Origin of the sequence: Myxococcus xanthus, assembly GCF_006402735.1 — a bacterium.
Lineage (GTDB): Bacteria > Myxococcota > Myxococcia > Myxococcales > Myxococcaceae > Myxococcus > Myxococcus xanthus_A.
In genome coordinates, this window is record NZ_CP017174.1 from 746,794 (window position 1) to 770,477 (window position 23,684).

Below are 23,684 nucleotides of genomic sequence, written 5' to 3' on the forward strand. Positions count from 1 at the left end.
CGGCCCGGGACGCGTTGAAAAAAGCCCTGGTGTTTCCGTGGTTTACGAAGTGAGGACGTCTGACGTAGGGTGGGCCCCCCGGTAGGTACCGGGAATCCGGTGCAAACCCCCGGTGACTCGGATCCGCAGGCCGCGCCGCGTGCCTCGCGGGGAGGCTGTTGAGGTCGTGAGCGACGAGCGTCCGGACGCGCTGCTCAAGAGCGCACTCGAAAAGATCGTCTACTTCGAGGCGCGTGCCCAACAGCTCCACAGCGAGCTGGCTTCGACGCGCGATGAGATGGAGCACCTCAAGCGCGAGGTAGCGGAGACGCATCAGCGCGAGCTGGGCCTGCGCCGTGAAGTCGCCGAGCTGGAGGTCCGCGTGGGTCGGCTCCAGGCCGAACGCGAGGAACTGGCCCGGCTCAACCAGGCCCTGCGCGGCGAGCGGAACCAGATGATGGACAAGCTGCTGGACGTGGGGCGCATCCGCGCCACCGCCCAGGAGCGCGACGACGAGGACGATGACCTGGGGCTCGACCTGGCGTCGTTCATCTCCCAGCTTCGCAGCGAGGTGTTGCTTCGCGGTGAGGCAGGTCCGGTGGCCCGCGGGCTGGTGGTCCCCACGCGGCGCTCTTCGGTGCCGCTGCGTGAGACGGCGGCCAGTGTTCCCGTGACGCCGGCGCCGGTGAGCGAGCCGCCCGTGGCCGTTGTCATCGAGGGCGACGGCCTGTCTCCTGTGGCGCGTGAGGCGCAGCGCTTCCTGCAGGCGGGACGGTTGGGCGTGAGCGCGGCGCAGCACGCGGAGCTGTCCTCGCACGCGGGTTTCGGCGGGACGACGGATGAGACCTTGTTCGGGTTCTCCGTCCGCGAGTTGTCCGCGCAGGATGGCGCGGCCCGAGTGCGTGCCGCGGAGCGATTGAAGGCGCTGTCACAGCCGGCCGCCGCGCCCGCGCTGGCGTCGGCGCTGCATGCTGAGACGGATCCGACGGCGCAGGTGGCGCTGCTCCAGGCGTTCGCGTCGCTGTGCCAGGAAGAGGGCGCGTCGGTGGTGTCGCCGCTGCTCGCGTCGCCGGTGCCGGAGGTGCGCATCGCGGCGCTCAAGGCGCTCCTGACGCTGGCGCCGAAGGACGCGGCGCCGCATCTGGCGCAGGCGATGAAGGACCCGGACCGTTCGGTGCGCCGCCGCGCGTCGCTGCTGGCGCTGGGCCTGGAAGGGGAGACGGCGCGGCGGCTGGGCGAGGAGGCCATCCACGACGCGGATCCGGAGGCGCGCGCGCTGGCCGCGCTGGCGCTCGGAGCTGGCGCTGGGGAGAACGCGCGCACGCTGCTGCTGGGCGCCTTGGGTGACCGTGAGCAGCGCGTTCGCAAGGCCGCCGCGCAGAGTCTGTCGCGCATCCTGGGGCAGGACGTGTCGTCGGTGGTGGACCTGGACGAGACGCACCGCCGCCGGGAGATTCGCCGGCTGGCGACGTTGCCCGTGAAGCCCGTGCGGGCGCGGCTGGAGCAGCCTCGTCCGGTGGTGGCTTCGGTGCAGGCGGTCGCGCCGGCAGTGGCTGTTGCCGCGGTGGTTCAGGCGCCGGTGGCGGCGGTCGAGCAGCCCGCCTACGCGGTCGCCGCCTTGGGGGCCGCGAATCGGCAGGCGGTTACGGTCGGGCTCGCGCAGGGAGCAGGTACCGCTCCGGCGGGACTTGCGCAGGTGCGAGTGAGCCCGGTGGCTCCGACGCCCGCGCCGACTCCGCAGACCGCATCCCCCGCGCAGCGTTCTTCCGTGCCGACTCCGCAGGCCGCCACTCCGGTGCAGCGTCCGCCCGCGTCGGCTCCGCAGGCTGCCGCCTCCGCACAGCATCCACCCGCGCAACAGGCTGCCGCCTCTGTACAGCGTCCGCCCGCGTCAGGTTCGCCGGTCACTACACCGGTGCAGCGTCCCTCCTCGCAGCAGGCCGCTCCCGTACCGCATCCGCCCACGCCAGCTCCGCAGGCCGCCACTCCGGTGCAGCGTCCGCCCACGCAACAGACCGCCGCCCCCGTGCAGCGTCCGCCCGCGCCAGCTCCGCAGGCCACCCCAAGCAATTCCAGTCCCGCGCAGGCTCCGCGCGCCCCAGCCGCTCGCCTGTCCCCTGTCCAAGCAGCCTTGGTGGCCATGGGCGCGGTGCCCGGGCAGGCCGCCCCCGCGCCGCGTGTTCCCGCTGCCGCCGCGGAGCCATCCCGCCCGGCCCCCGCGCGCCCCAGTGCGTCGCCGGTGGAAGCCCTCTGCACGCAGATGCTGGCCGAAGTCCGCGTCGCCGTCCGAGGCCGCTCGCTCGTCGAGCTGGCGGTCGCGCTCTCGGCGCCCTCGGAGCTTGCCCAGGAGGCGCTCACCCTGTTGTCCGCCCGGGGAGCGGTGATTCGAAGGGGGCACAAATACTTCGCCGCTTGAGGCAAGGTAGCCGTCCCGCACGTCTTTCGAAGGGTCGTCCATGGAAGCGCCGACGTACAGCTCCAAGCAGGTCGCCGAGATGCTCGGCGTGTCCCCGAAGCAGATTCCGGAGGAATCGCGGAAGGACGCCTACACGCCGGACGACATCTGGGAACTGCGCACCACGCTCGACCGTTTCCCGGCGCGGCTGGGCCACCGCCGCCAGCTCTTCCTGAACTTCAAGGGCGGCACTGGCAAGACGTCGCTGTCCACGTCCTACGCCTGGCGCCTGGCGGAGCTGGGCTACGCGGTGCTCCTCATCGACCTCGACAGTCAGGGCCACGCCACCAAGTGCCTGGGCTACGAAGGCGAGGACTTCGAGAAGACGCTCCTGGACGTCCTCGTCCGCAAGACCCCCCTGGCCAAGGTCATCCAGAAGTCCTCGCTGCCCAACCTGGACTTCGTCCCCTCCAACCTGACCATGTCCACGGTGGACCTCGCGCTGATGCCCATGGCCGGCCGCGAGTTCAAGCTGCGCAACGCCCTCAAGGACGTGGAGGCCCAGTACGACGTCGTCGTCTTCGATGCGCCGCCGTCCTTCGGCCTGCTCAACCTCAACGCGCTGATGGCGGCGAACGACTTGTTCGTCCCCGTGCTCGCGGACTTCCTGTCCTTCCACGGCCTCAAGCTGCTGTTCGAAACGGTGCAGAGCCTGGAGGAGGACCTGAACCACGTGCTCGACCACGTCTTCATCGTGGTCAACTCCTTCAACGCCACCTTCAAGCTGGCGAAGGAGGCGCTGGAGGCGCTCCAGACGCACTATCCGGAGTTCCTGCTGCCCACCATCATCCGGCAGTGCACCAAGTTCGCGCAGGCCTCCAGCGAGGGTCGGCCGGTGTTCGTCGCGGACCCCTCGTCCAAGGGGGCCAACGACATCCAGGCCATGATTGACAACATCCTGCCCCGGCTGGTGGCCGCGGCAGCCGCCGCCCAGACGAAGGGCACCCAGCAGGCCGGCTGAGAACCATGAAGAAAGCCTTTGAACAGAACGTGTCCCGCGCCAAGCCGCGCCTCCGCCTGGGCGCGCTGACGGGCCTCGTCGACCCCGTCGAGCCCCCGCCTCCCGAGCCCGAGGCCGAAGCGGCACCCGCGCCCGTCGCCGAGGCCCCCGACCTCTCCGCCGAGGTGCGCGCCCGCATCGAGCGCGCCCGCACCCCGCGCCCCAGCGCCGCCCAGGCCATGGACGCCGCCCTGCGCGAGCCTGAACTCGAGCAGGACACTGTCGCCTACGCCGCGCCCGAGCAGGACGAGGCGCCCGTCTACGAGGAGCCCCCGCCGGAGCCCGAAGCGGTCGCCGATGTGCCCGTGACGTACGGGGCCCCGCCGGAGGCCGAAGCGCTGCTCGACACCGAGCCGTCCGCCGGGCCCGTCACCTTCGCCGCGCCGCCTCCGGCGCTGCACTTCGACGCCGTCAGTCCTCCTCCGGAGGCGCACCCCATGACGCAGGCCTCGGCTCCCGTGTCCATGCCGCACGTCACCGCCACCGTCGCGGAGCCGGTGGCCCGTGTCGAAGCGCCGCCCACCGAGGTGGAGGTGCAGCGGCCGGCCCCGCCGCGCGAGGACGGGCAGGACTCCTCGGCCCGCCGTGAGCGACTGAAGGCCCGGCTCAAGGCGGTGCGGGAGAATCCGCGCCCGGAGCCGTTGCCCGCCACCGTTGCGGAGGCGGGTCAGCGCGCCGTTGAGCGCATCACCCACCTCCAGGCGGAGCTGGTGAAGGTGAAGGCGCTCAACCTCTCCCTCACGCAGGACCTGGAGGTGTCGCGCCGTCAGGCGGAGAAGGCCACGGAAGAGGCCCGCCTGCGCATGGACGAGGCGCGCCGCCTGTCCTCGGAGATGGAGGGCCGGGTGAAGCTGCTGGCCGACCTGGAGCGCGAGCTGTCCGCGCTGGAGGGCGAGCGCGACGAGGCGCTGCTGTCGCTCCAGGAGACGCGGCAGGCGCTCCAGGCCGCTGCCAAGGAGCGCGAGGCCCTGGAAGAAGAGGTCGCCCGCGGCAAGCAGTCCCTGGTGGACAGCCTGGCCGAGGAGGAGCGGCTCGCCGGTGAGTTGGAGTCCGCCAAGGACGAGTCCACGTCGCTGCACCGCACGGTGGAAGCGCTCCAAGGGGAGCGTGACGTGCTGGCCCAGCAGGTGGCCTCGCTCACCGCCGAGCGCGCCGAGCTGCTCGAGGCGCGCAAGGCCCTGGAGTCGGTGCACCGGGCCCTGAGTCAGGCCACGGTGCGCTGAAGCCTCCCGGCTACTTCCCGTCCTTCGCCACGCCGCGTGCGTTGTTCCCAGCGCGCACGGCGGCGAAGGCGGGGCTGAGCGGCGGCGAGCGGAGCCCTTCGGTGGCCAGTCCACTGAAGGCGCCAGCCGGCTGTTTCAGCGCCTGGACGTGCGCGAGGATGTTGCGCCGGCGCTCGTCCTTTCCCGGGTGGTTGGCGAAGGTGCTGCCTCCGTCCTTCGTTTTGGCCAGCAGGGCGAGGTAGTCATCCGGCGTGTAGCCCGCGGAGAGCATCAGCTCGACGGCGATCCGGTCCGCCTCCAGCTCCTGCTCCTTGGCGTTGCCCTTGTCGATGAGGTCGATGGTCTTCTCGCTCAGGTGGCCCAACAGGCCCGGGTCCTTGTCCAGGTCCAACGTCCCGTCGCCATGGCGGCCCGCGGAGAGCACCTTCACCGCGGTGGGGGAGAGCACGGCCTCGCCGTAGGTGACCAGCTCGCACGTCTTCACTTTCGCGTCGCCGTACTGGTGGATGGCGTGCTTGAGCGTGACGTGGGCGATTTCGTGCGCCAGCACGCCGGCCAGCTGGCCTTCGTTCTCCAGTCCCTGGAGCAGCTTCCGGGTGACGAAGACGTAGCCACCGGGCGCGGACATCGCGTTGAACTGGGACGTGTCCTGGAGCACGCCGAAGGTCCACTCGAGCGTGGGCCGCGCGGATTGCGCCGCCAGGTTCTTCCCCACGACGTTGACGTAGCGGTGGAGCGCGTCGTTGGGGCCGTCCAGCAGCAGCCCGTCACCCCGTCGCACGAAGTTGATGGCCAGCGCTCCGCCCAGGGCGTACTCCTCCTGGACGCTGGGGGCGGCGCGCAGCTTCTTGCACGTCTTGGCTTCCTCGGACGCGGCGCTCAGCTTCCCCAGGATGTTCTCACCCCGGGTGAGCGAGGACGCATTGAAGCCCTTGCAGGACGCCGTCGCCGCGCCCAGGCCCACCAGCGCGAGCACCTTCCAGCCCGTTCGCATCATCGGTTGCCGCTCCGCTTGTTCGTCCCGGCCTTCGCGACCGTGTCGCTGGCGCCCACCACCGGGAAGAGCCCCGCCGCCGTCACGTGCGCGGCGATGTCCGCCGTGGAGACGGACTTCGCCAGCGTCTCCAGCGCCTTGATGTCCCGCACGGCCTTGCCGTGGTCGCCGCCCTTGTCCTTGCCGTACTGCTCCGCGCCGGGGCTGAGCGCTTTCACCGCGGCGCCACTGGCGACGAACTTCTTCGGGTCCACCTGCTGCTTGCCTCCGCCGTCCGTCACCAGCTCCATGTTGGGCGGCGTGGTGGACAGGTTCGTCTGGAACACGAAGCCCTTCTTCCCGGTGGCCGTGGTCACCCGGTGCCACTGCTTGTGCTTCGCATCCGCGCCGCCCCACGTCACCTGCTCTCCGGGCTGGAGCACCGCCACGGCGTTGTCCGAACCGGACGGGCTCGCCTGCACGCGTGTGTTCTTCGCCTTCACGTACAGCGGCTCGCCGACCTTCACGGCCGACGCCCCTGTTGGAATCGCCAGCGCCAGCAGGGCGGTGGTCCACGTCACCCGCGTCTTCATCCCCATGTCTCCCCGACTCCTTTCCGCACCGCTCACTTGTCCAGGTTCGCCACGCCGTCGAAGTCCGGCGGCGGCGCCTTCACATATCGCTGACAGCGCTCCAGCAACGCCTGCGTGGGCCCGTCCTCCGGGTCCTCCGCGCGGCGCGCTTCCAGCACCGCTGCTGCTTCCTCGAACCGCGCCGCGCGGTAGAGCGTCAGCGCCGCGTGATAGCGCGCCACCGTCTCCCGCTTGCGCGCGTCCAGCCCGCCCTTGAGCGCGAGCAATTCGTACACGGTGACGGCCTCCGTCTTGCCCGCCACGCGCACCCGGTCCAGCTCCCGCACCTCGATGTGCTCGCGCGCCAGTTCGTACGTGCGCGGGCCAATCATGATGACGGAGCCATAGGCCTTGTTCGCGCCCTCCAGCCGCGCGGCCAGGTTCATCCCGTCGCCAATCGCGGTGTAGCTGAAGAGCTGCTCGCTGCCGAAATTGCCCACGAAGTTGACCGCGGTGTTCACGCCGATGCGTGTGTACATGTCCGGCAGCCCCTGGGCGCGGAACTCGTCGCGCAGCCGGTCCACCGCCGCCTTCGCCGCGAGCGCGCCCTTGCAGCCGCGCAGCGCGTGGTCGGCCTGTCGCATCGGCGCGCCGAAGAGACACACCACGGCGTCACCGATGTACTTGTCCAGGCACCCACCTTCCTTCAGCAGCGCCGCGCTCACCCGGGTCAGATACGTATTGAGCAGGCGCACCAGGTTGCGCGGGTCATCCTTGAAGCGCTCGCTGAAGGTGGAGAAGCCCCGGATGTCGCTGAAGAAGGCGGTGATTTCGACATTCTCTCCATCCAGCCGAGGCAGCTCGCGCTGGGCAATCATCTGCTCCACCAGCTTGGGCTCCATGAAGCGGCTGAAGGCCTGCCGGATGAAAGCCGTCTCCTCGTTGGCCACCAGGTGGTTGAAGGCCACCGCGCTGACGCTGGCCAGCACGCCCGCCATCGCGGGCAGGGCGGTGAGCACGTAGGTGTTCGTCAGTCCAAGGGCGGGGCCCGTCACCCAGCTCATGCCGGCGTAGAGCCCCAGCGGCCACGCAATCTCCAGCGGCGTCCAGCGCGCCGTCATCAGCAGCACCACCGACACGAAGGCCACCGCGAAGACGAGCGCCAGACTCACCCCCAGCGGCGCGCGGGTGATGAAGCGGCCGTTGCCCAGGAGCGTGTCCAGCACCGCCGCCTGTTTCACCACGCCGGGCTCGTGCGACGAGAAGGACGTGGCCTTGACGTCGTTGAGGCCCACCGCGTTGCCGCCAATGACGACCACCTTGCCGCGGAAGACGTCCGGCGGCAGCCCCGTGGGTTGGCCCTGGCCCCGGTGCACCCACGCGTCGAGTACGGAGATGAGCGGAACGCTCGTGAAGCGGTCATGCAGCTGCCCGCCGAAGTCGATGCCCGCGCTGCCATCCGCATCCACGGCGTAGCTGCGCGAGCCCAGGCGCAGCGTGCGCCCGGAGAACTCGATGGCGCTGGCGCCCAGCAGGCCCGCGGCCACGCGCACCGGCAGCGTCGCGAAGGCATTGGGACCATCCGAATAGACGAAGCGCGTGCGGCGCATGAAGCCGTCGGCGTCCGACTCCGGCTCCACCAGCCCGAAGCCATCCACCGCCCCCACCAGCACGGGAATGGGCGGCACCGGGTGGCTGGGAAGCCGCTCCCCCGAGGACGTCGCGTAATCCAGCACGGGCAGCATCCGGCCGTTCGCGCGCACCGGAAACGCGATGGCCCGGGCAAGCTGCTCGGGAGAAGCCGAGGGAAGAGCGGCCTCCGGGGCGCCGTCCTCGAACGTCTCCGCGCCGGCTTCCTCCGGGAAGGTGTCCTCCTCCTGAGAGGGGCCGTCCACCACCACCGCCGCGCCGAAGTCAGCGGGGGGCAGCCGTGGCGCGTTCGCGTGGGTGGAGACCCCCAGGTAGAAGGGGATGGTCGTCTCCTGGAGCACCTGCGCGAAGGCCAGGTCCATGGACTCGTCGGTGCCGCGCTCGTCCATGACGGCGTCGAACACGATGGCCCGAGCACCCTCGGCTTCCAGCTGTTCCACCACGCGTGCCCAGAGGTTGCGGCTGTAGGGCCAGCTTCCGAAGTTGAGCGCGTACTGTTCGTTGGCGCGGATGCGCTCCAGGCTCGGCTGGTCGATGGTGACCAGCACCACCTGGGATGACACCGCGCGCCGCTCGGTGAAGCGCGTGACGACGGTGTCGTACGCGGAGCGCTCCGCTTCTTCCAGCAGGCCGCCCAGCTTCGCGTCGAAGTGAAGGCAGACGGCGGCCAGCGTGGTGGCCAGCACCGCCACGCCCAGCATCAGCCGCCAGTGGTTCTGCCACCGTGAACGGACCGTTTTCCAGCGCTCGCCTGCCACGTCCCCGTCCCCCTCTTGCGAAGCGTGCTGGAGTGGACACTACCCCAGCGGCAGGTGCGAGGGCAGTCACCTCGCATGTCTGGGTGTGCCGGCCGTGTAGTCACGGAGAAACCCGAGATTTCAGAGGGTGCCCAAGCAGGCATCCAGGCGGGCCACTGGAGCCTCTGACGTCACTCTTCCGGAAACCCGTGGACCGTTTGCCACATGTCGGTGCCGTCCGGACCTTTGCACTCAGTTCGACACGGATTTCCGCATTCAAGGAGTCAGACGTGGCCCTGGATATCCTCCAAGAAAAAGGCGTCCCGCTCGACAAGCAGGTCTTCACCTGGAAGGACCTGGTCCGGCGCCCCTACAGCAAGCTGGATGACGACGCCTTCACCCGGGTGTGTGTCATCTACATGAACGGCATCATGGCGGACGCGCTCCGGACCAAGCATGCCTTCGCGCGCATGAATCGAGAGCTGAGGGAGCCGCTGGCGTTGATTCGCCGGTTGGAGCAGTACGAGCAGACGCTCATCAACTGGCTCAACCCTCCCGACCAGACGCCGCTGGAGACCACCCTTGGATTTGAGCAGGTGGCCATCGAGGTGACGGCCAGCGTGGCCCTGCGCGAGCCGGACCCCTACCTGGCCCAGACGTACCGGTTCGGTCTGCTCGAGGACTTCGACCACCTGTATCGCTATTCCGCGCTCTATGACCGCATCGAGGGCAAGGACCCCAACAACATCACCCAGTCGTACACGGACATCATCCCTGGACGGCCTACCTCCGTGGAGCATCGCCATCCGCTGGATGACCTGCGCCGTCCCTACGACAAGCGCACGGCGCACCCGCTGACGAAGCTTCACGCGATGAGCATCACCGCGGCGGAGAACCAGACGCACGACTACTACATGACGGTCGGCCCGTTCTTCAGTGACCCGGTGGCCCGCCAGCTCTACGCGGAGATTGCCTCCATCGAGGAGCAGCACACCTCCATGTACGAGTCGCTGCTGGACCCGGGCGAATCCATGCTGGAGAAGTGGCTGATGCACGAGGCCTGCGAGGTCTACAACTTCTACTCGTGCGTCGCCTTCGAGAAGAACCCGCGCATCAAGGAGATCTGGCAGCGCTTCCTGGACTACGAGCTGGGACAACTCCACTACGTGAAGGAAATCTTCCAGAACGTGGAGAGGCGTGACGCGGCGGAGGTGCTCCCCAGCACGCTGCCGGAGCCCATCGGCTTCAAGGAACACCGCGACTTCGTTCGCAAGACACTGAATCAAGAGGAGGACATGGCCTCCAACGGACAGGACTACGTGCGGATGGCGGACCTGCCGCGCGACCACCGCTCGTACATCTGGCGCGACCAGCTCAACTCCGACGGCTCCCCGTCCGAGACAGTGGCCGCTGGCTACAAATGGATTCCGGGCACGGAGCTCGCCTCGCGCACGCCGCGCATGGGCTCCACGTTCGAGGGAAAGAAGGTTCACTGACATGAAGACGACCACCAGCGACATGGGGCGCAACCGGACGGGCGTGGCCACCTCGCCCATCGACAGCGCGGACATCACCCAGGAAGCGCAGAAGCATCAGCCCAGCCACCTCGGAGACGGCTCGCTCCTCCTCCAGGTCCGGAAAATCTACGCGCGGGAATCCGAAGGCCTGGGCAGCGTGCCGCCGCCGACCAGCCTCAAGGGCGTGGCGAAGACGGCGGTGGAGGCGCTCAAGGGCTCCAAGCCCACCGTCTTCATCGACAAGTTGGGAGAACGGCTGGCCTTCGAGCGCAGCGGCACCCGGCTCTACGAGGGCGCGCTCGCCAAGTTCGACGTCTACGGCAGCTGGGAAGGTGGGCCCACGCGTGAGGGCCTGGAGAAAATCTACAACGACGAGCTGTCCCACTTCCTCATGCTCACCGAGGCCCTGAAGTCACTGGGCGCCGACCCCACGGCGATGACGCCCAGCGCGGACGTCACGGCGGTGGTGTCCCAGGGGCTCCCACTGCTCATCTCGGACCCGCGAGCCAACCTGCGCCAGTCATTGGAAGCGCTGCTGGTGGCGGAGCTGACGGACAACGCCTGCTGGGAGATGCTCATCGAGCTGGCCCGCGACCTGGGCCATGACACGCTGGCGGACCGCTTCCAGCTCGCGCTGGATTCGGAAGGGCAGCACCTCCTCTGGGTGCGTGGCTGGCTGGCCGCGGGCGTGAGCGTGGAGGCGCGCGGGGCGCCTGCCCGCGAGGAGCGCGCGGGCACGCAGCCGCGGGTGTAACGCTCAGAACGCCGAGCCCGGCTCCTGGAGGAAGACGGATTCCTCCGGAGTCGTCGGGCGGCCCAGCGTCACGTTGCGATGCGGGAAGCGGCCGAAGCGCTGGATGACGTCCCGGTGTTGCCGGGCGTAGTCGAGCGCTTCCCGGCTGTCCGCGTGATACAGCGCGAGCACCTCGAAGAGGGCCACTGACAGCCGTTGGTCGTTGACGGACTCGCTGTGCTCGAAGGGCAGGTACATGAACCACCGCCACAGCGGCGGCAGGGTCATGTCCAGGCCGCGCGCCAATCCATGCCGGGCCACCTCGCGCGCCCGCGCGTCCGCGGCGAAAGCCTGGGGCGTGCCGCGGAAGAGATTGCGCGGGAACTGGTCCAACAGCAGGAGCAGGGCCACGCAGCTGCGAGGCTCGTCCCGCCAGTCGTCCAGCTCGCCCTCGGCGGCGCGCTCGACGGCGGGCAGGAAGCGGCGCCGGCATTCATCATCAAAGGCTTCGTCCCGCAGGAACCACCGCTCGCGTGGCTGCCCGAACCAGAAGCCCAGGATTTCCTCTGCGCTCACCATGAGACGCCTCTTCGTCAACGAGGGGAAGCCACCTTGTACACCGGCGCCAGCCGGGGTGGCGGCTGGGAGGCTCCGGTACCACCTTCCACCCGACACTGGCGGGTGCTCCGCCAAGGGAGGACGCGGATGGACTGGACGCTGGAGCCGACGACACGAAACATGCCTGACCCGGTGCGGCGCACGGCGCTCAACCCCACGCTGCGCAAGGAGTCCGTGGTGGCGCTGGGCGTCTTCGGCGCCCTGACGTTTGGCGCGGCGGCCCTGGGCGCTCGCGTCAGCTCGGCGGACACGCGCTGGTACCGGCGTCTGCGCAAGCCCTCGTTCCAGCCCCCACCGAAGGTCTTCGGCCCGGTGTGGACGGTGCTGTATGGCCTCATCGCCCTTTCGGGTTGGCGTGTATGGACGGCGCCCGCGGGCGCGGCCCGCTCCCAGGCCCTGGCCTGGTGGGGCATCCAGATGGGATGCAACGCCGCCTGGTCCTGGCTCTTCTTCGGCAGACACCAGCCTCGCCGCGCCCTGGCGGACAACCTGGCGCTGCTGGGCAGCGTGACGGCGTATGTCGCCGTCACCAAGGACGTGGACCGCCCCGCGGCCTGGATGGTGGTGCCGTACCTGGGCTGGGTGGGCTTCGCCAACGTGCTCAACGCCGAAATCGTCCGCCTCAACCCCTGAGCCACCTCCCGCCCTAGTTGCGCAGCTTCGACGGCTGGGGCGGGTTCATCGCAAGCACGGTGGCGAAGTAGCGGGCCTGGCTCTCCGTGGTGCAGCGCACCTCCTGGATGCGTCCGCCCACCTTCACGCGGACGAGCCAGCCTTCGTTGTCACGAGTCCAAGCAGGCGTGTCGGTCGTCATGGTCATCCTCCCTCGAAGTGCATCCTCCGCCTTTCGATAGAGCAGCCGCCATGCCAGCGCTGGAAGCGTGCGAATCCAGGCGCTTCCCCCGGCCTCTTGGCCAATGGAAGACACCCACACCTGTCATTTTTGCGGAAGGCGGGGTGGCGGAGTTTCAGTGGATGAGCTGTCCGGGTTCCTCGACGTTCGGCTGCGCGGGAGCGCCCGCCATCAACGGCAGGGCGACGTGGAAGGTGGAGCCATGGCCTGGCTCGCTCTCCACCCAGATGCGCCCGCCGTGGCGCTCGACGATGTCCCGGCTGATGTAGAGCCCCAGCCCCAGTCCACCGAAGGAATGGGCAGAGGCGTTGCGCGCCCGGAAGTACCGGTCGAAGAGCAGCTTCTGCTGGTCCGGAGGGATGCCGATGCCTTCGTCGGAGACAGACAGGAGCGCCAGCCCGCCGCGCTGGCGCAAGCTCACGCGCACGGTGCCTCCATTCGGGCTGTACTTGAACGCGTTCTCCACCAGATTGGCGAGCACCTGCTCCATCCGGAAGGGGTCCACGTTCACCTGCACGGGCTGCTCGGGCGCGTCGAACCGCACGGTGTGGTTGCCGCGCTGGGGCTCGAGCTCGTGGAGGACGTGCTCCACCAGTCCTTCCAGCCGGGTGGCCTCCCGGTGAAGGGCCAGTCGTCCTGCCTCGATGCGTGAGGAATCCAGCAAGTCGTTGATGAGGCTGGTGATGCGCAAAAGGTACAGGCGCGCCTGACGCAAGGTGGAGGACTCCACGAGCTCGCCACGCGCCAGCCGGCGCTCCAGCGTGGCCAGCCGGAGGCTCAGCGGGGTGAGGGGTGTCTTCAGCTCGTGCGAGGCGATGGACAGGAAGTCGTCGCGCACGCGGATGGCCTCCTGGGCTTCACGGTACAGGCGCTCGCGCTCGCTCTCCGCGCGGCGGCGCTCGGAGATGTCCTCGACGATGCCAATGCCGCCCTCCACCTTTCCGGCCGCGTTGATGTAGGGGGCGAAGCGGATGTGGACCGGCGTCTTCTTGCCGGAGGTGATGGCGCGGTACTCACCTTCGTAGTCGCAGGTATGTCCCGCCAGCGTCTCCCGGACGCAGTGGAGGATGCCCTCATCCCGGAGCGACAGGAGGTTGAGGCCCACCAACAAGCGCTTGGGCGAGCCGATGATGCTCACGAACAGCTCGTTGCACGCGATGACGATGGCGCTCCGGTCGAAGTAGATGATGCCCAGGGGCGCGTGCTCCACGACGATGCGGAAGAGCGCGTCGCCAGGAACGCTCTCCGACTCGCGTCCGTGCAGCGCGCGCTCCACGGGCTCTGCCAGGATGTCGACGACCTCGTGCAGGCGGCGGAAGTTGAGGACGATGCGCTCATCGTGGCCCTTGCCGGAGGCGCCCACCGTCAGCTCCACCATGATTTCAGCGCCGTCCTTGCGACGCGCGAGCACCCGGGTCGCGCGCCCCCCGAGCGTGGTCCGCCGGGAGAGCAGGTGGCGCAGCAGGCTCTCGCCTTCATGGCGGTGCAGCCGCTGGGGAAAGAGCCGGGACGCCGGCTGGCCGATGAGCTCTGCCTGCGTCCATCCCAGCAGGCGCTCTGCCGCGGCGTTGAGGAAGCAGACGTTCTCACCGGCGTCGCAGGCCACGAAAGGGTCCACGGCGGCATCCAGCCACGCGCTGAGCTCGTCGATGCATGAGGCCATGCTCTCCTCGGAAATCCGCTGGCCGTCGTTGCCAGCGTCCCGGGACATGGGAGCTCGAAACGCCTCGACGCGAAATGCGGAGGGCGTGTCCCTTTCCATACAAGTAGGCATTGGAGGCACAGCCCGCGTCTCCCACGTCGATGGTCGGCGTGCGGACGCCAGGTTCGACGGGCAGGCGAGCGGGCGGGCCCCTGTCTAGCGACGCGTGGCCTTGCGTGTCCGGCCACTCGCCTTGCGTGTAACGGGCTTCGCGCCCCCGCGCGGTGGACGCGGCGGTTCGGGGGGCTTCAGCGCGAGCCCTTCCAGCCGCTCGCGCAAGGCCCGCGTCTCCTCCTTGAGGCGGTCCACCTCTTCGCGCAGCGATGCCACCTCGCGGGCCTGCGGTTCACCTTCGCGCAGGAAGCGCACCGTCTCGCGCGCCGCGCGCCGGGCGACGGCATCCAGCAGTGGCGTCTGCTCCAGCGCGGGCAACAGGCGTGAATCCCCCAGGGTGCGCGCCGCCTCGAAGACGCCCATGCGCACGCGGAAGAGCGGGTCGCGGAGCAGCTCCGCGAGCAGGTCCACGGCCTCGCGCTTGCGACCCGCGACCTCCGCCAGCTTCGCCACCGCGAGCGTGGCGGCGCGGCGCAGCGGAGCCGCGTGGCCATAGGCGGTGCGCGCCAGCACCACCGAGAAGGCGGCGGGGTCCTGAGACTCGGCGAGCCCATCCACCGCGCCCACGGCGATGACGTCCTGGTACGAGGGCCGGGTGCTCGCGGCCTCCAGGACGCCCAACGCGTCCGGCGCGCGCACGCGGCCATAGCTGCGGGCGGCCTCCGCCTCCACGAAGTAGCTGGCGTCACCGCCGTTCACCAGGGCGCGCAGGCGCGCTGCCACCTCCGCGTCGCGGCGGAACTCGCCCAGCGAAGCCACCACGGCGCGGCGCACACGGGGGTGTTCGGTGGACAGCGCGGCCAGCAGGCGCACGCGGGCCTCGGGGGTACGGATGCGGCCCAGGGACTTCGCGCACGCGGCGCGAGTGCCCCAGAACAAGCGCGCGTCCGTTAGCGCCGTGCCCAGCGCGTCCACGGCGCGGGGGCTGCCGTCACGTCCCAGGGCCACGGCGGCTTCGGTGCGCGCGCGCATCTCCGGCGCGGCGCGCAGCTCCTCCATCCAAAGGCCCGCGGACTTGTCCACCGTCAGCGTGCCGAGCACCCCGCGCCGAGGGTCCACCCGCACCTGCGAGGGCGCGCTGGGGCAGGGCAGGTGGAACGCGTGCTCCGCGTCCGTCACCTCCAGCCGGTGGACGGTGTCGTGGCCGTCCACGGTGAGCGCCACGTCCAGCGGCAGCCGGAAGAGGGGCACGCCGTCTGCCGTGGACTGCGTCTGGCGCACCTGGAGGCGCAGCCGCGCTTCCTCGGCGTCGTAGCGGAGGTCGACCTTCAGCTCGGGGTGGCCGGGCGCGAAGACGTACTGGTCGAAGAAGGCGTCCAGGTTGTGGCCCGTGGCATCCTCGAACGCGCGGGCCAGGTCCACCGTCTCCACGGAGCCGTGGCGGTGCCGCGCGACGTAGTGACGCAGGCCCTTGAAGAACAGGTCATCGCCCAGCCGGCGGCGCAGCTCGTGGAGGACCAGGCCGCCCTTCTCGTAGAGGTGCCGGTCGAAGACATCCATGGGCGCGTGGAAGCGCCGCGCGACAATGGGGCGGGCGTAGCGCTCACGCGCCTCGCCCAGGTAGGCCTCCAGGTCCACGAGCCGGTGCTGGTCGGCCTCGTCCTGCCCGTCGGCGCGCTCCTTCCAGAGCATCTCGAACCAGGTGGCGAAGCCCTCGTTGAGCCAGCCGTGGGGCCAGTCTCGGCAGGTGAGCAGGTCCCCGAACCACTGGTGGGCCAGCTCGTGCGAGACGAGCGGCTCGGCGTTGTAGTCCGGCTGGGCGCGCGCGTCGTGGAGGACGGCGTCGGTGAGGCTGGTGGCGGAGGTGTTCTCCATGCCGCCCAGGATGAACTCGGTGACGAAGACCTGGGCGTAGCTGCTCCAGGGGTAGGGCTCGCCAGTGACTTCCTGGAAGACGCGCACCATTTCCGGCGTGCGGCGCACGCAGCGCAGTGCGTCCTCCTTGCGGCCCTTGGGGAAGAGGTAGCGCAGGGGCACCGTGCCAGCCGTGTCGGTGGCCTCTTCAAATTCACCCACCACGAGCGTGACGAGGTACGGCGCGTGCGGCTGCGCCATCCGGTAGTGCTGGGTGCGGCGCCCGTCGTGGACGCGGTCGCTTTCCAGTGTGCCGTTGGACAGGGACGTCATCGCCTCGGGGAAGGTGGCGATGACCTCGGACGTGGCCTTCTGGGCGGGCGTGTCCAGGCAGGGGAACCAGGCACGCGCGTCGATGTCCTGGCCCTGTGTCCAGGCCTGACGCGGACGGTGGGGATAGGCGGCGTCGGGAGCCCAGAAGTAGAGGCCACGGCGAGGCCGGGCCGTGTAGCGGATGGCCACCTCGAGGGCCTGTCCGGCGGCGAGCGGCGCTGACAGCTCCACGCGGACATGAGCGCCGGAGTTGGAGAAGCGCGCGGCGCGGCCGTCGACCTGGACGTCCGACACGTCGAGGTCCATCGCATCGAAGGTGACGGTGTGGACGGGACGGACGGCGGAGACGCGCGTGGTGCACAGGCCGTTGATGCGGTGGGTGTCGAAATCGAGGTCGACCTCGATGCGGACGTGCTCGGCGCGAACTGGCCGCTCGGCGGCATAGTGCTCGGTGGCGCCAGGAAGGGAGAAGGGGCGGGGGCCGGAGGGGATGGACTCGGAGGCGTGACGGTGGCAGCAGCGCATGGGCACTCAGGACTCTTCCGCAAGCCCGCGTCACCGTCGAGGAGGAGTGCACCCGGGGGCCGATGAGCGTCGTGTATCGACGAAGTCATGAAGATGACGCCAGGGTCGCGCTCCTCCCCACTGGGGCGTTCATGACATTCACCTGAACACACGCGGAACGGCGTCGACCGGGTAGTCTCTGACCACCGTGCAGTGGGTCCTCTTCTTCTCCGACAGACAGGTGCGTGAGCAACTCTTCGCCCGGGTGGATTCGACCCGTGGGTTGTTGCTGGTGACAGGGGTCCGGCACGGCGCGGCCATGCGTCCTCCGGAGACGCGCGAGCCCTTCGCCACACTGGAGCGGCTCCACGGCGCCGTGTTGTCACAGGTGCTGGTGGCCGACGAGGGCACCACGGATGGTATGTGGAGAGACCCGCTGGGAGACCTGGGCGACCGGCTCCACCCCGGCAGCCGGGATGACGCCTACGCGGCGGCCACGGGCTACCTGCTGCTGCGGGACGGCCGTCCAGCGGCGGTGGTGCGCAAGCAGGGCACGCCGTTCGAGGAGCTCTGGTTCCTGCAAGAAGCCCTGAGCAAGCTCACCCCTCGCGTGCCCCCGCCGGACCCGGCCCAGCGGCCAGGACGTCGCCGCGCGGAGCCCGCGCCCCGCTCGCCCCGGCGGCCCGCGAGCGGTGGCACGAGCGCCCGCGCCACGGGCACGCGGGAGCGGACCGTCTGGGACGATGAGGCCACGCCGCCCCGTGGCACGCGCGTGCCTCCGCCCGAGCCGCCGAGGAAGGACCCGTGGACGGTGCTGGGCATCGCGCCCGGGACGCCCTTGGATGAGGCGCGCAAGGCCTTCCGGGCGCTGGTGGTGCAGTACCACCCGGACAAGGTGGCCCACCTGGCGCCGGAGTTCCACGCGCTCGCCGAGCTGCGCACGCGGGAGATTCTGGACGCGTGGGAAGAGGTGGCGCGAGCGCTGTCCGGAGGGACGTGAGCCCGCGTGGCTACAGCAGCAGCGACGTCGGCGGAGGCGTGATGAGCGTCTTGCCGCTCTCCAGGGCGAAGCGCGCGACGATGGGCATGTGGTCGGACAGCCCGTGGAAGCGGCTGCGGAGGTCCCCGAAAGGCGACGTCTCCTGCGTGTCGAGCCAGCGCACGCCCGTGCCGGAGAACACGTGGTCCAGGTGCATCCGCACGTGCATGAAGCCGGCGGTGGGGAAGCCGCGCGACACGTTCGGGTCAATCTGTCCCACGGCGGCCTGCGCGCAGGTGAGCCGGCCGTCGGTGGTGAGGTAGCGGTACACGGGCGACGCGGGCGGTGAGTTGAAGTCGCCGCACACGATGTAGGGCTCGTCACCGGTGAGCCCTTGCATGAACTCCGTCAGCTTGCGGGCCTCGTGGAGTTGGTTGACGCCGCAGCCCATCTTGTCGCGCGTGGCCCAGAACTCACGCGCGAAGGGCGTGGGCAGGCTGAGGTGGGTGTTGAAGATGTGGAAGGGGTGCCTGTCCTCGCGGCGCAGCAGGCGCATGTGCGCGCAGATGCGGCTCTGCTTCCGGTCCTTGAGCCGTTGGACGTGGTGGTGGGTGATGGCCTGGGGCGCGCCCACGTTGTGCGTGGCCACCTCCAGCTTGCGCGTGTTCACCAGCACCGCCAGCCCGGTGGTGTAGAGGGACACCTCGCCGAGTTTGTAGTGGTGGGCGCGGAAATAGAAGGCCTCGTAGGGCATCTCCCGGCCCAGCCTGTCGAACGTCTCCACCATCCGGCCCATGAAGGCGGTGAGCTGCGTTTCGCCCGGCTGCTTGGGCCGGTCGACGATGTTGCTGCGCAGCGAGGACGTCTCCACCTCCTGCAGGCAGACGACATCCGGCAGCGGGTCCAGCGACGCCAACGCCGCGGCGACGCGCCGCTTGGGGCCCACGGTGCTCGCCAGGCCGCGGAGCATGTGGCCGAAGTAGCGGACGTTGTAGGTGACGATTCGCAGCGGGGATGGGCTCATGGGCAGCGCGCTGGCCCCTCCGGTGGGCCTCGGGAGGAAACTACTAACCGCCAGGCGCTCCGGCTTGAGACGGCGTCAGGCGCCTGACACTCCATGGGCCTGCCTGCCCGGTCGCTTTGACGGCGAGGATGCGAGAGAGGGCCTGCTCAGGGCGAGGATGTGGTCTCATCCCGGTCCCAACCCGTCTTTCTCCAGTGAGAGGCAATGCGCATGCGCGGAACGACAAGGGGACTGCTGACCGCCGCGATGGGGCTGCTGGCCTGCGGCGGCGATGACACCTACGTGTATGACGTGACGCTGGATGCGGAGACGCTGGCCAACGTGCCCACGGAGTGCTCCGAGTTCGTCCAACCCGCCCAGGGCCCCGCGGTCGGCCTGGACGCGCAGCAGCGCTGGACGATTCGCCGCGGGGAGTTGGACTCGATGTACCTCGAGGTCCCCGACATCGACTTCCAGACGCCGAACAACGCCTATGTCATCAACGGCGACGGCGAGCCGGACGTCCTCATGGGCTCGGTGGGCGCGGACGGCGGCTACCAGTTCATCCACATCCAGACGCGCCTGGATGAGGAGCACAAGCTGTCCGCGCTGGGCAACGAGCACGCCTTCCGCATCGCCATCAACAACAAGGACCTGGATGACGCCATCCAGGGCACCGTCTGGGTCCGCAACGAGCACGTCGAGCGGGACCCCGTCAGGGGCTCCACGATAGCCTCCGGCTGCGCCTCCGCCGTCCGCTTCACCGGCCGCCGGGTGACGGAGTAGCTCGCTTCATCCGCACCACGGTGTCCAGCAGGTGCTCCAGCGCCGCCTGGGGCTCGTTGCACAGGCCAGAGTGCACCGGCCCCGTCTGGATGATGGTGCTGCGCGGTGCCACCACCCAGTGCCAGCGCTCCTTCTGGGACAGCTGGCCAATGGGCCCCGAGCCCTTCCCGCCCTCGCACACGCGGCGGAAGCTCTCCAGGTGGCCTCGCACCAGGTCCACGTCCACCTCGGGCCACAGCGCCTTCAGCCGCGCATCATCCGGCTCCACGCGCACGCCCAGGAAGCGCTGGGTGGCGCAGAAGAGGACGACGCCCGCGTTGATGAACTCCTCGCGCTCCACGCGCGGGACGACGCGGATGATGGCGTAATCAAACGAGCTGGGCGCGGGCACGGTCCGCCTCCTCGATGAACGCGGGCACGGCTTCCAGCCGGCGCAGCAGCCAGGTGGCGTAGGCGGCTCGGTGCGCCTCGGCGGTGGGGAAGGGGGACTCGGTGCTCGTGAGCCACGCCTCCGGAATGGCCCCGACGATTCGCTCCACCACCTCCCGGGTGATGCGCGCGCCCAGGTGCTTGCCGGCCTCCGTCAGCGCCGTGGCCCACGGCAGCAGCACGTGGTCCTTGATGGGCGCGAAGCGGCCCTGGCTGCGCGCCTCCCAGTCGTCCCACGAATGGTGGAAGTACAGCGAGGCCCCGTGGTCGATGAGCCACAGGTTCCGGTGCCAGGTCAGCATGTTGGGGTTGCGTGGGGTACGGTCCACGTTGGTGATGTACGCGTCGAAGGCGACGATGCCGGACGCCTCCGCCGCGGTGGGCGCGGGGTCCGCCACCGGGTCGAACGTCACCGACGCCGGAAGGTAGTCCAGCGCCAGGTTGAGTCCCGCGCTGGCCTTGAGCAGCTCGCGAATCTCGGAGTCCGGCTCGTTGCGTCCCAGGGCCGGGTCCAACTCCACCAGCACGAGCTCCGGCACCCGCAGGCCCAGCTCCCGGGCCAGCTCCCCGGCGATGAGCTCGGCGACGAGCGCCTTGGCGCCCTGTCCGGCACCCCGGAACTTCACGACGTAGAGCCCCGCGTCGTCCGCCTCGATGATGGCCGGCAGCGAGCCGCCCTCCCGCAGTGGCGTCACGTAGCGCGTGGCGGTGACCGTCCTTGGCATTCCTGACCTCCCGTCCTCTCTCCTGGCGTCGTCCCTGGGGCGCCGGGCCGCGCCGCGGCATGTAGCATGTCGGCCGGGGGTGGGAGGCGCTGACGCCGCCTCGGGCTGATCGCCGGAAACTTTGTCCGACACAATGCGACAATCATTTATCGGCGTTTTTTCTGCCCCCCACGGAGCACCCCCACCATGGAAATCTCTCGCAAGCCGAAGTCGCCCGTGTCGCAGTCCACCCGCGCTGGTGACACGGCCAAGCCGGCCGCTGCGGCCAGGCCCGTGGAGAAGGCGCCGGTCCAGACGGCGAAGGACGGCTTCGACTCGGCGCCCACGGGTGGCGCGCGGGGCTCCAACTTCGTGGACCGCCCGAAGGGCAACTTCGTGGACCGCCCCACGGGCCTGCCCCAGGGCACCCCGTCGGCGCTGCCGGCCTCGGCCTTCACCTTCGGCTCCGGCCACGTCGCCGTCCGTCCCTTCGCGGCGAGCGCGGCCCGCGCGCCCGTCACGCTGGCGGCGTCCGCCACGCCCAACGCGAAGGTGAACGACCTCCAGACGACGACGTCCACCGTGTCCTTCGACCAGGACGTGAAGCTGGACTCGCTGAAGCTGAACCTGGACCTGGCGCACACCTTCAAGGGTGACCTGGTCGTCAAGCTGACCAGCCCCTCCGGCAAGACGGAGACCCTCCACAACCGCCAGGGCGGCAGTGCGGACAACATCAAGGGCAGCTTCGACCTGGCCGCCTTCAAGGGCGAGTCCACCAAGGGCACCTGGACGCTCTCCGTCGAGGACAAGGCACGCCGCGACACCGGCACCCTGAAGAGCTGGAGCCTGGACGCCGCTGGTCAGACGACGGGCACGGGCCCCATCGAGGAGCCGAAGCCCCAGCTCTCCGGCCCGCCGGTCATCGCCGTGTTCGACGGCGGCGTGGACTTCAAGCACTCCGACCTGGATGACGCGATGTGGGTCAACCCGAATGAAGTCGCGGGTGACGGCATCGACAACGACGGCAACGGCGTCAAGGACGACATCTACGGCTACAACGTCGGCTACAACAGCGGCGACGTGATGCGCGGCAGCGGCACGGACCACGGCACGCACGTGGCCGGCATCATCGCCGCAGAGGACAACGGCGAGGGCAACACCGGCGTCGCCGCGGGCAAGGCGAAGATCATGAGCCTGGGTGGCCTGTACAACGGCGCGGACCTGCTCACGAACTTCGAGCGCGGCGTCGACTACATGGTGAAGATGAAGACCGAGCACGGCGTGAACATCCGCGCCGTCAACGCGAGCTTCGGCAACGAGTACCGTGACGCGGCCTCCGTGAAGCGCTGGACGGACGCGGTGCAGAAGCTGGCTGACGCGGACATCCTCCTGGTCGCGGCCACGGCGAACGGCTACGGCAGCAACCTGAACGACGTGGCGGACATGCCCGCCAACATCGACCTGCCCAACGTCATCACCGTGGCGTCCATGGACAAGAAGAACGACAAGCTCGCGGACTTCTCCTCCTACGGGGACAAGGTCGTGGAGCTGGCCGCGGTGGGCGAGGACGTGCTGAGCACCGTCCCGGGCGGCGGCTGGGAGGAGATGAGCGGCACCTCCATGGCCACCCCGACGGTGGCGGGCGCCGCGGCGCTGATGTTCGCCGAAAACCCCAACCTGACGGCCGCGCAGGTGCGTGACCTGCTGGTCCAGACGGTGGAGGTGGACTCCGACCTCAAGGGCAAGGTGAGCACCAGCGGCAAGCTGGACATCGCGGCCGCCGTCGCCGCCGCCAAGGCCACGCTCGAGGACGACACCACGGTCGCCGGGCGCTGAGCCGGTCCTGAGATGACGCAGTGAAGAGCTCCCGGTGCCCAGGCGCCGGGAGCTTTTTCGTGTCCGATTTGATTGCGCACAATTTAATTGCGCCCTACTTATCTTCCATGTCGATGGATGACCCGCTCAGCCTGGACCGGCAGATCTGCTTCCCGCTCTACGCGGCGGCCCGGGCGATGACGCAGGCGTATGCGCCGCTGCTGTCACGGCTGGGCCTGACGTACCCGCAGTACCTGGTGTTGCTGGTGCTGTGGGAGACGGACGGGGAGACGGTGAAGGGGATGGGGGAGCGGCTGTACCTGGACTCGGGGACGCTCACGCCGCTGCTCAAGCGGATGGAGTCCCAGGGCCTGGTCCGGCGGGAGCGGAGCGCGGAGGACGCGCGCTCGGTGCGCATCTACCTGACATCCGAAGGGCGGGCCCTGCGCCGCAAGGCTACGTCCATTCCCGAAGCGATGGCCTGCAAGTTGGGGCTGACGCTGGAGGAAGCAACCCGCCTGCGCCGCGACGTCCAGCGTCTTTTCGAAGTGCTTTCGCAGTCCCACGTTGATTCCGCGAAGTAACGCTCAAGGAGAACACCATGGCTCCCGTCGCTATCAGCCCGCTGTACAGCACCTCCGCCACCACCCACGGTGGCCGCAACGGCCGCGTGAAGTCGGAGGACGGCGTCCTGGACCTGCCCCTGGCCATGCCCAAGGAGCTGGGTGGCGCGGGCGGCGCCGTCACCAACCCGGAGCAACTCTTCGCGGCGGGCTACTCCGCCTGCTTCGAGAGCGCGCTGCGGCTGGTGGCGCGCATGCAGGGGAAGAACCTGGGCAACGACGCGGGCGTGCGCGCCACCGTCACCATCGGCAAGACGCCGGACGGCGGCTTTGGGCTCGCGGTGGAGCTCCAGGGAATCCTGCCGGGAATCCCCAATGACGAGGCCCAGAAGCTGATGGCGGCGGCTCACGAGGTGTGCCCGTACTCGAAGGCCACGCGCGGCAACATCGACGTGAAGGTCTCCGTCGCTGGCTAGTTGCACGTGGAGTGCTCAGGAGGGCCACTCAGGCGTTGGTATCGTGCGCGATGGCGGATTCCTCGCTGCCTGCTTTCGCGCCGCGTGCATCGATGGCCCTCATCGCGACCGGGTGGGCCATGTCATCGACCGGCGCGAAAGGAAGCCTGAGCACGCGCGCGCTGTTCGACGA

At 69.6% G+C, this 23,684-nt stretch carries 21 protein-coding genes; 11 read left to right on the forward strand and 10 right to left on the reverse strand.

Going from position 1 to position 23,684, the window contains the following annotated elements:
* The first annotated feature begins 166 nt into the window (after positions 1 to 166).
* Genes BHS09_RS03265 through BHS09_RS03275 form a run of 3 tightly spaced genes read left to right on the forward strand, consistent with a single transcriptional unit; the run spans position 167 to position 4,657 of the window.
* Entirely contained in the window at positions 167 to 2,395 is a 2,229-nt protein-coding gene (locus BHS09_RS03265; RefSeq protein WP_140797129.1) for a HEAT repeat domain-containing protein, read from the forward strand.
* Positions 2,396 to 2,435: 40 nt separating this feature from the next.
* On the forward strand, positions 2,436 to 3,395 hold the full coding sequence (locus tag BHS09_RS03270) for a ParA family protein (RefSeq protein WP_140787120.1): 960 nt from the start codon (positions 2,436 to 2,438) through the stop codon (positions 3,393 to 3,395).
* Between the two features lie 5 nt (positions 3,396 to 3,400).
* A complete protein-coding gene (locus tag BHS09_RS03275; protein ID WP_140797130.1) occupies positions 3,401 to 4,657 on the forward strand; it encodes an extensin-like protein in 1,257 nt (418 codons plus the stop codon).
* 10 nt (positions 4,658 to 4,667) lie between these two features.
* On the opposite strand, the gene BHS09_RS03280 is transcribed toward BHS09_RS03275, so the two are convergent.
* From BHS09_RS03280 to BHS09_RS03290, 3 genes are read right to left on the reverse strand one after another with little or no spacing between them, the layout of a single operon-like run.
* Positions 4,668 to 5,654: a M48 family metalloprotease gene (locus tag BHS09_RS03280; RefSeq protein WP_140797131.1), complete on the reverse strand. Its 987-nt coding sequence runs from the start codon at positions 5,652 to 5,654 to the stop codon at positions 4,668 to 4,670.
* Entirely contained in the window at positions 5,651 to 6,229 is a 579-nt protein-coding gene (locus BHS09_RS03285; protein ID WP_174258630.1) for an SH3 domain-containing protein, read from the reverse strand. Before BHS09_RS03285 ends, BHS09_RS03280 begins: the two co-directional genes overlap by 4 nt.
* Positions 6,230 to 6,255: 26 nt before the next feature.
* The gene (locus BHS09_RS03290; protein ID WP_140787128.1) at positions 6,256 to 8,610 is read right to left on the reverse strand and encodes a CHASE2 domain-containing protein; all 2,355 of its coding nucleotides are present in this window, start codon (positions 8,608 to 8,610) and stop codon (positions 6,256 to 6,258) included.
* A gap of 269 nt (positions 8,611 to 8,879) precedes the next feature.
* Between BHS09_RS03290 and BHS09_RS03295 the strand changes: the two genes are divergently transcribed.
* Together BHS09_RS03295 and BHS09_RS03300 are read left to right on the forward strand one after the other, a co-directional pair.
* Positions 8,880 to 10,085, forward strand: a complete 1,206-nt coding sequence (locus BHS09_RS03295; RefSeq protein ID WP_140787130.1) for a hypothetical protein — start codon at positions 8,880 to 8,882, stop codon at positions 10,083 to 10,085.
* A gap of 1 nt (position 10,086) precedes the next feature.
* Positions 10,087 to 10,860, forward strand: coding sequence for a ferritin-like domain-containing protein (locus BHS09_RS03300; protein ID WP_140797132.1), 774 nt, complete (start codon positions 10,087 to 10,089; stop codon positions 10,858 to 10,860).
* A gap of 3 nt (positions 10,861 to 10,863) precedes the next feature.
* Here the strand turns inward: BHS09_RS03300 and BHS09_RS03305 are convergent, their stop codons facing one another.
* The gene (locus tag BHS09_RS03305; protein WP_140797133.1) at positions 10,864 to 11,418 is read right to left on the reverse strand and encodes a DUF924 family protein; all 555 of its coding nucleotides are present in this window, start codon (positions 11,416 to 11,418) and stop codon (positions 10,864 to 10,866) included.
* A gap of 159 nt (positions 11,419 to 11,577) precedes the next feature.
* Between BHS09_RS03305 and BHS09_RS03310 the strand changes: the two genes are divergently transcribed.
* The gene (locus BHS09_RS03310; protein WP_237080170.1) at positions 11,578 to 12,090 is read left to right on the forward strand and encodes a TspO/MBR family protein; all 513 of its coding nucleotides are present in this window, start codon (positions 11,578 to 11,580) and stop codon (positions 12,088 to 12,090) included.
* A gap of 13 nt (positions 12,091 to 12,103) precedes the next feature.
* Here the strand turns inward: BHS09_RS03310 and BHS09_RS38725 are convergent, their stop codons facing one another.
* The 3 genes from BHS09_RS38725 to BHS09_RS03320 all read right to left on the reverse strand — a co-directional run bounded on the left by BHS09_RS38725 (position 12,104) and on the right by BHS09_RS03320 (position 16,778).
* The gene (locus tag BHS09_RS38725) at positions 12,104 to 12,271 is read right to left on the reverse strand and encodes a hypothetical protein (RefSeq protein WP_162520980.1); all 168 of its coding nucleotides are present in this window, start codon (positions 12,269 to 12,271) and stop codon (positions 12,104 to 12,106) included.
* Between the two features lie 154 nt (positions 12,272 to 12,425).
* A complete protein-coding gene (locus BHS09_RS03315) occupies positions 12,426 to 14,021 on the reverse strand; it encodes a sensor histidine kinase (protein ID WP_140787138.1) in 1,596 nt (531 codons plus the stop codon).
* 147 nt (positions 14,022 to 14,168) lie between these two features.
* A complete protein-coding gene (locus tag BHS09_RS03320; protein WP_174260486.1) occupies positions 14,169 to 16,778 on the reverse strand; it encodes a M1 family aminopeptidase in 2,610 nt (869 codons plus the stop codon).
* Between the two features lie 187 nt (positions 16,779 to 16,965).
* Between BHS09_RS03320 and BHS09_RS03325 the strand changes: the two genes are divergently transcribed.
* A complete protein-coding gene (locus BHS09_RS03325; protein WP_140797136.1) occupies positions 16,966 to 17,757 on the forward strand; it encodes a J domain-containing protein in 792 nt (263 codons plus the stop codon).
* A gap of 10 nt (positions 17,758 to 17,767) precedes the next feature.
* Here the strand turns inward: BHS09_RS03325 and BHS09_RS03330 are convergent, their stop codons facing one another.
* A complete protein-coding gene (locus tag BHS09_RS03330) occupies positions 17,768 to 18,760 on the reverse strand; it encodes an endonuclease/exonuclease/phosphatase family protein (protein ID WP_140797137.1) in 993 nt (330 codons plus the stop codon).
* Between the two features lie 210 nt (positions 18,761 to 18,970).
* Here BHS09_RS03330 and BHS09_RS03335 point away from each other — a divergent pair, with 210 nt between their 5' ends.
* Positions 18,971 to 19,525 carry a hypothetical protein gene (locus BHS09_RS03335; RefSeq protein WP_140797138.1) on the forward strand — a complete coding sequence of 185 codons (555 nt, stop codon included), beginning with the start codon at positions 18,971 to 18,973 and terminating at the stop codon, positions 19,523 to 19,525.
* On the opposite strand, the gene BHS09_RS03340 is transcribed toward BHS09_RS03335, so the two are convergent.
* Entirely contained in the window at positions 19,500 to 19,916 is a 417-nt protein-coding gene (locus tag BHS09_RS03340) for a DUF3037 domain-containing protein (protein WP_140797139.1), read from the reverse strand. The genes BHS09_RS03335 and BHS09_RS03340 overlap by 26 nt on opposite strands.
* On the reverse strand, positions 19,894 to 20,679 hold the full coding sequence (locus tag BHS09_RS03345; RefSeq protein WP_140797140.1) for a HipA family kinase: 786 nt from the start codon (positions 20,677 to 20,679) through the stop codon (positions 19,894 to 19,896). Before BHS09_RS03345 ends, BHS09_RS03340 begins: the two co-directional genes overlap by 23 nt.
* 186 nt (positions 20,680 to 20,865) lie before the next feature.
* On the opposite strand from BHS09_RS03345, the gene BHS09_RS03355 reads away from it, so the two are divergent.
* The 3 genes from BHS09_RS03355 (at position 20,866) to BHS09_RS03365 (ending at position 23,512) form a co-directional block, all read left to right on the forward strand.
* A complete protein-coding gene (locus BHS09_RS03355) occupies positions 20,866 to 22,494 on the forward strand; it encodes a S8 family serine peptidase (protein ID WP_140797142.1) in 1,629 nt (542 codons plus the stop codon).
* Between the two features lie 107 nt (positions 22,495 to 22,601).
* The gene (locus BHS09_RS03360) at positions 22,602 to 23,057 is read left to right on the forward strand and encodes a MarR family winged helix-turn-helix transcriptional regulator (protein WP_171452291.1); all 456 of its coding nucleotides are present in this window, start codon (positions 22,602 to 22,604) and stop codon (positions 23,055 to 23,057) included.
* A 17-nt stretch (positions 23,058 to 23,074) separates the two neighbouring features.
* Entirely contained in the window at positions 23,075 to 23,512 is a 438-nt protein-coding gene (locus BHS09_RS03365; RefSeq protein WP_140787159.1) for an organic hydroperoxide resistance protein, read from the forward strand.
* The last annotated feature ends 172 nt before the right edge of the window (positions 23,513 to 23,684 follow it).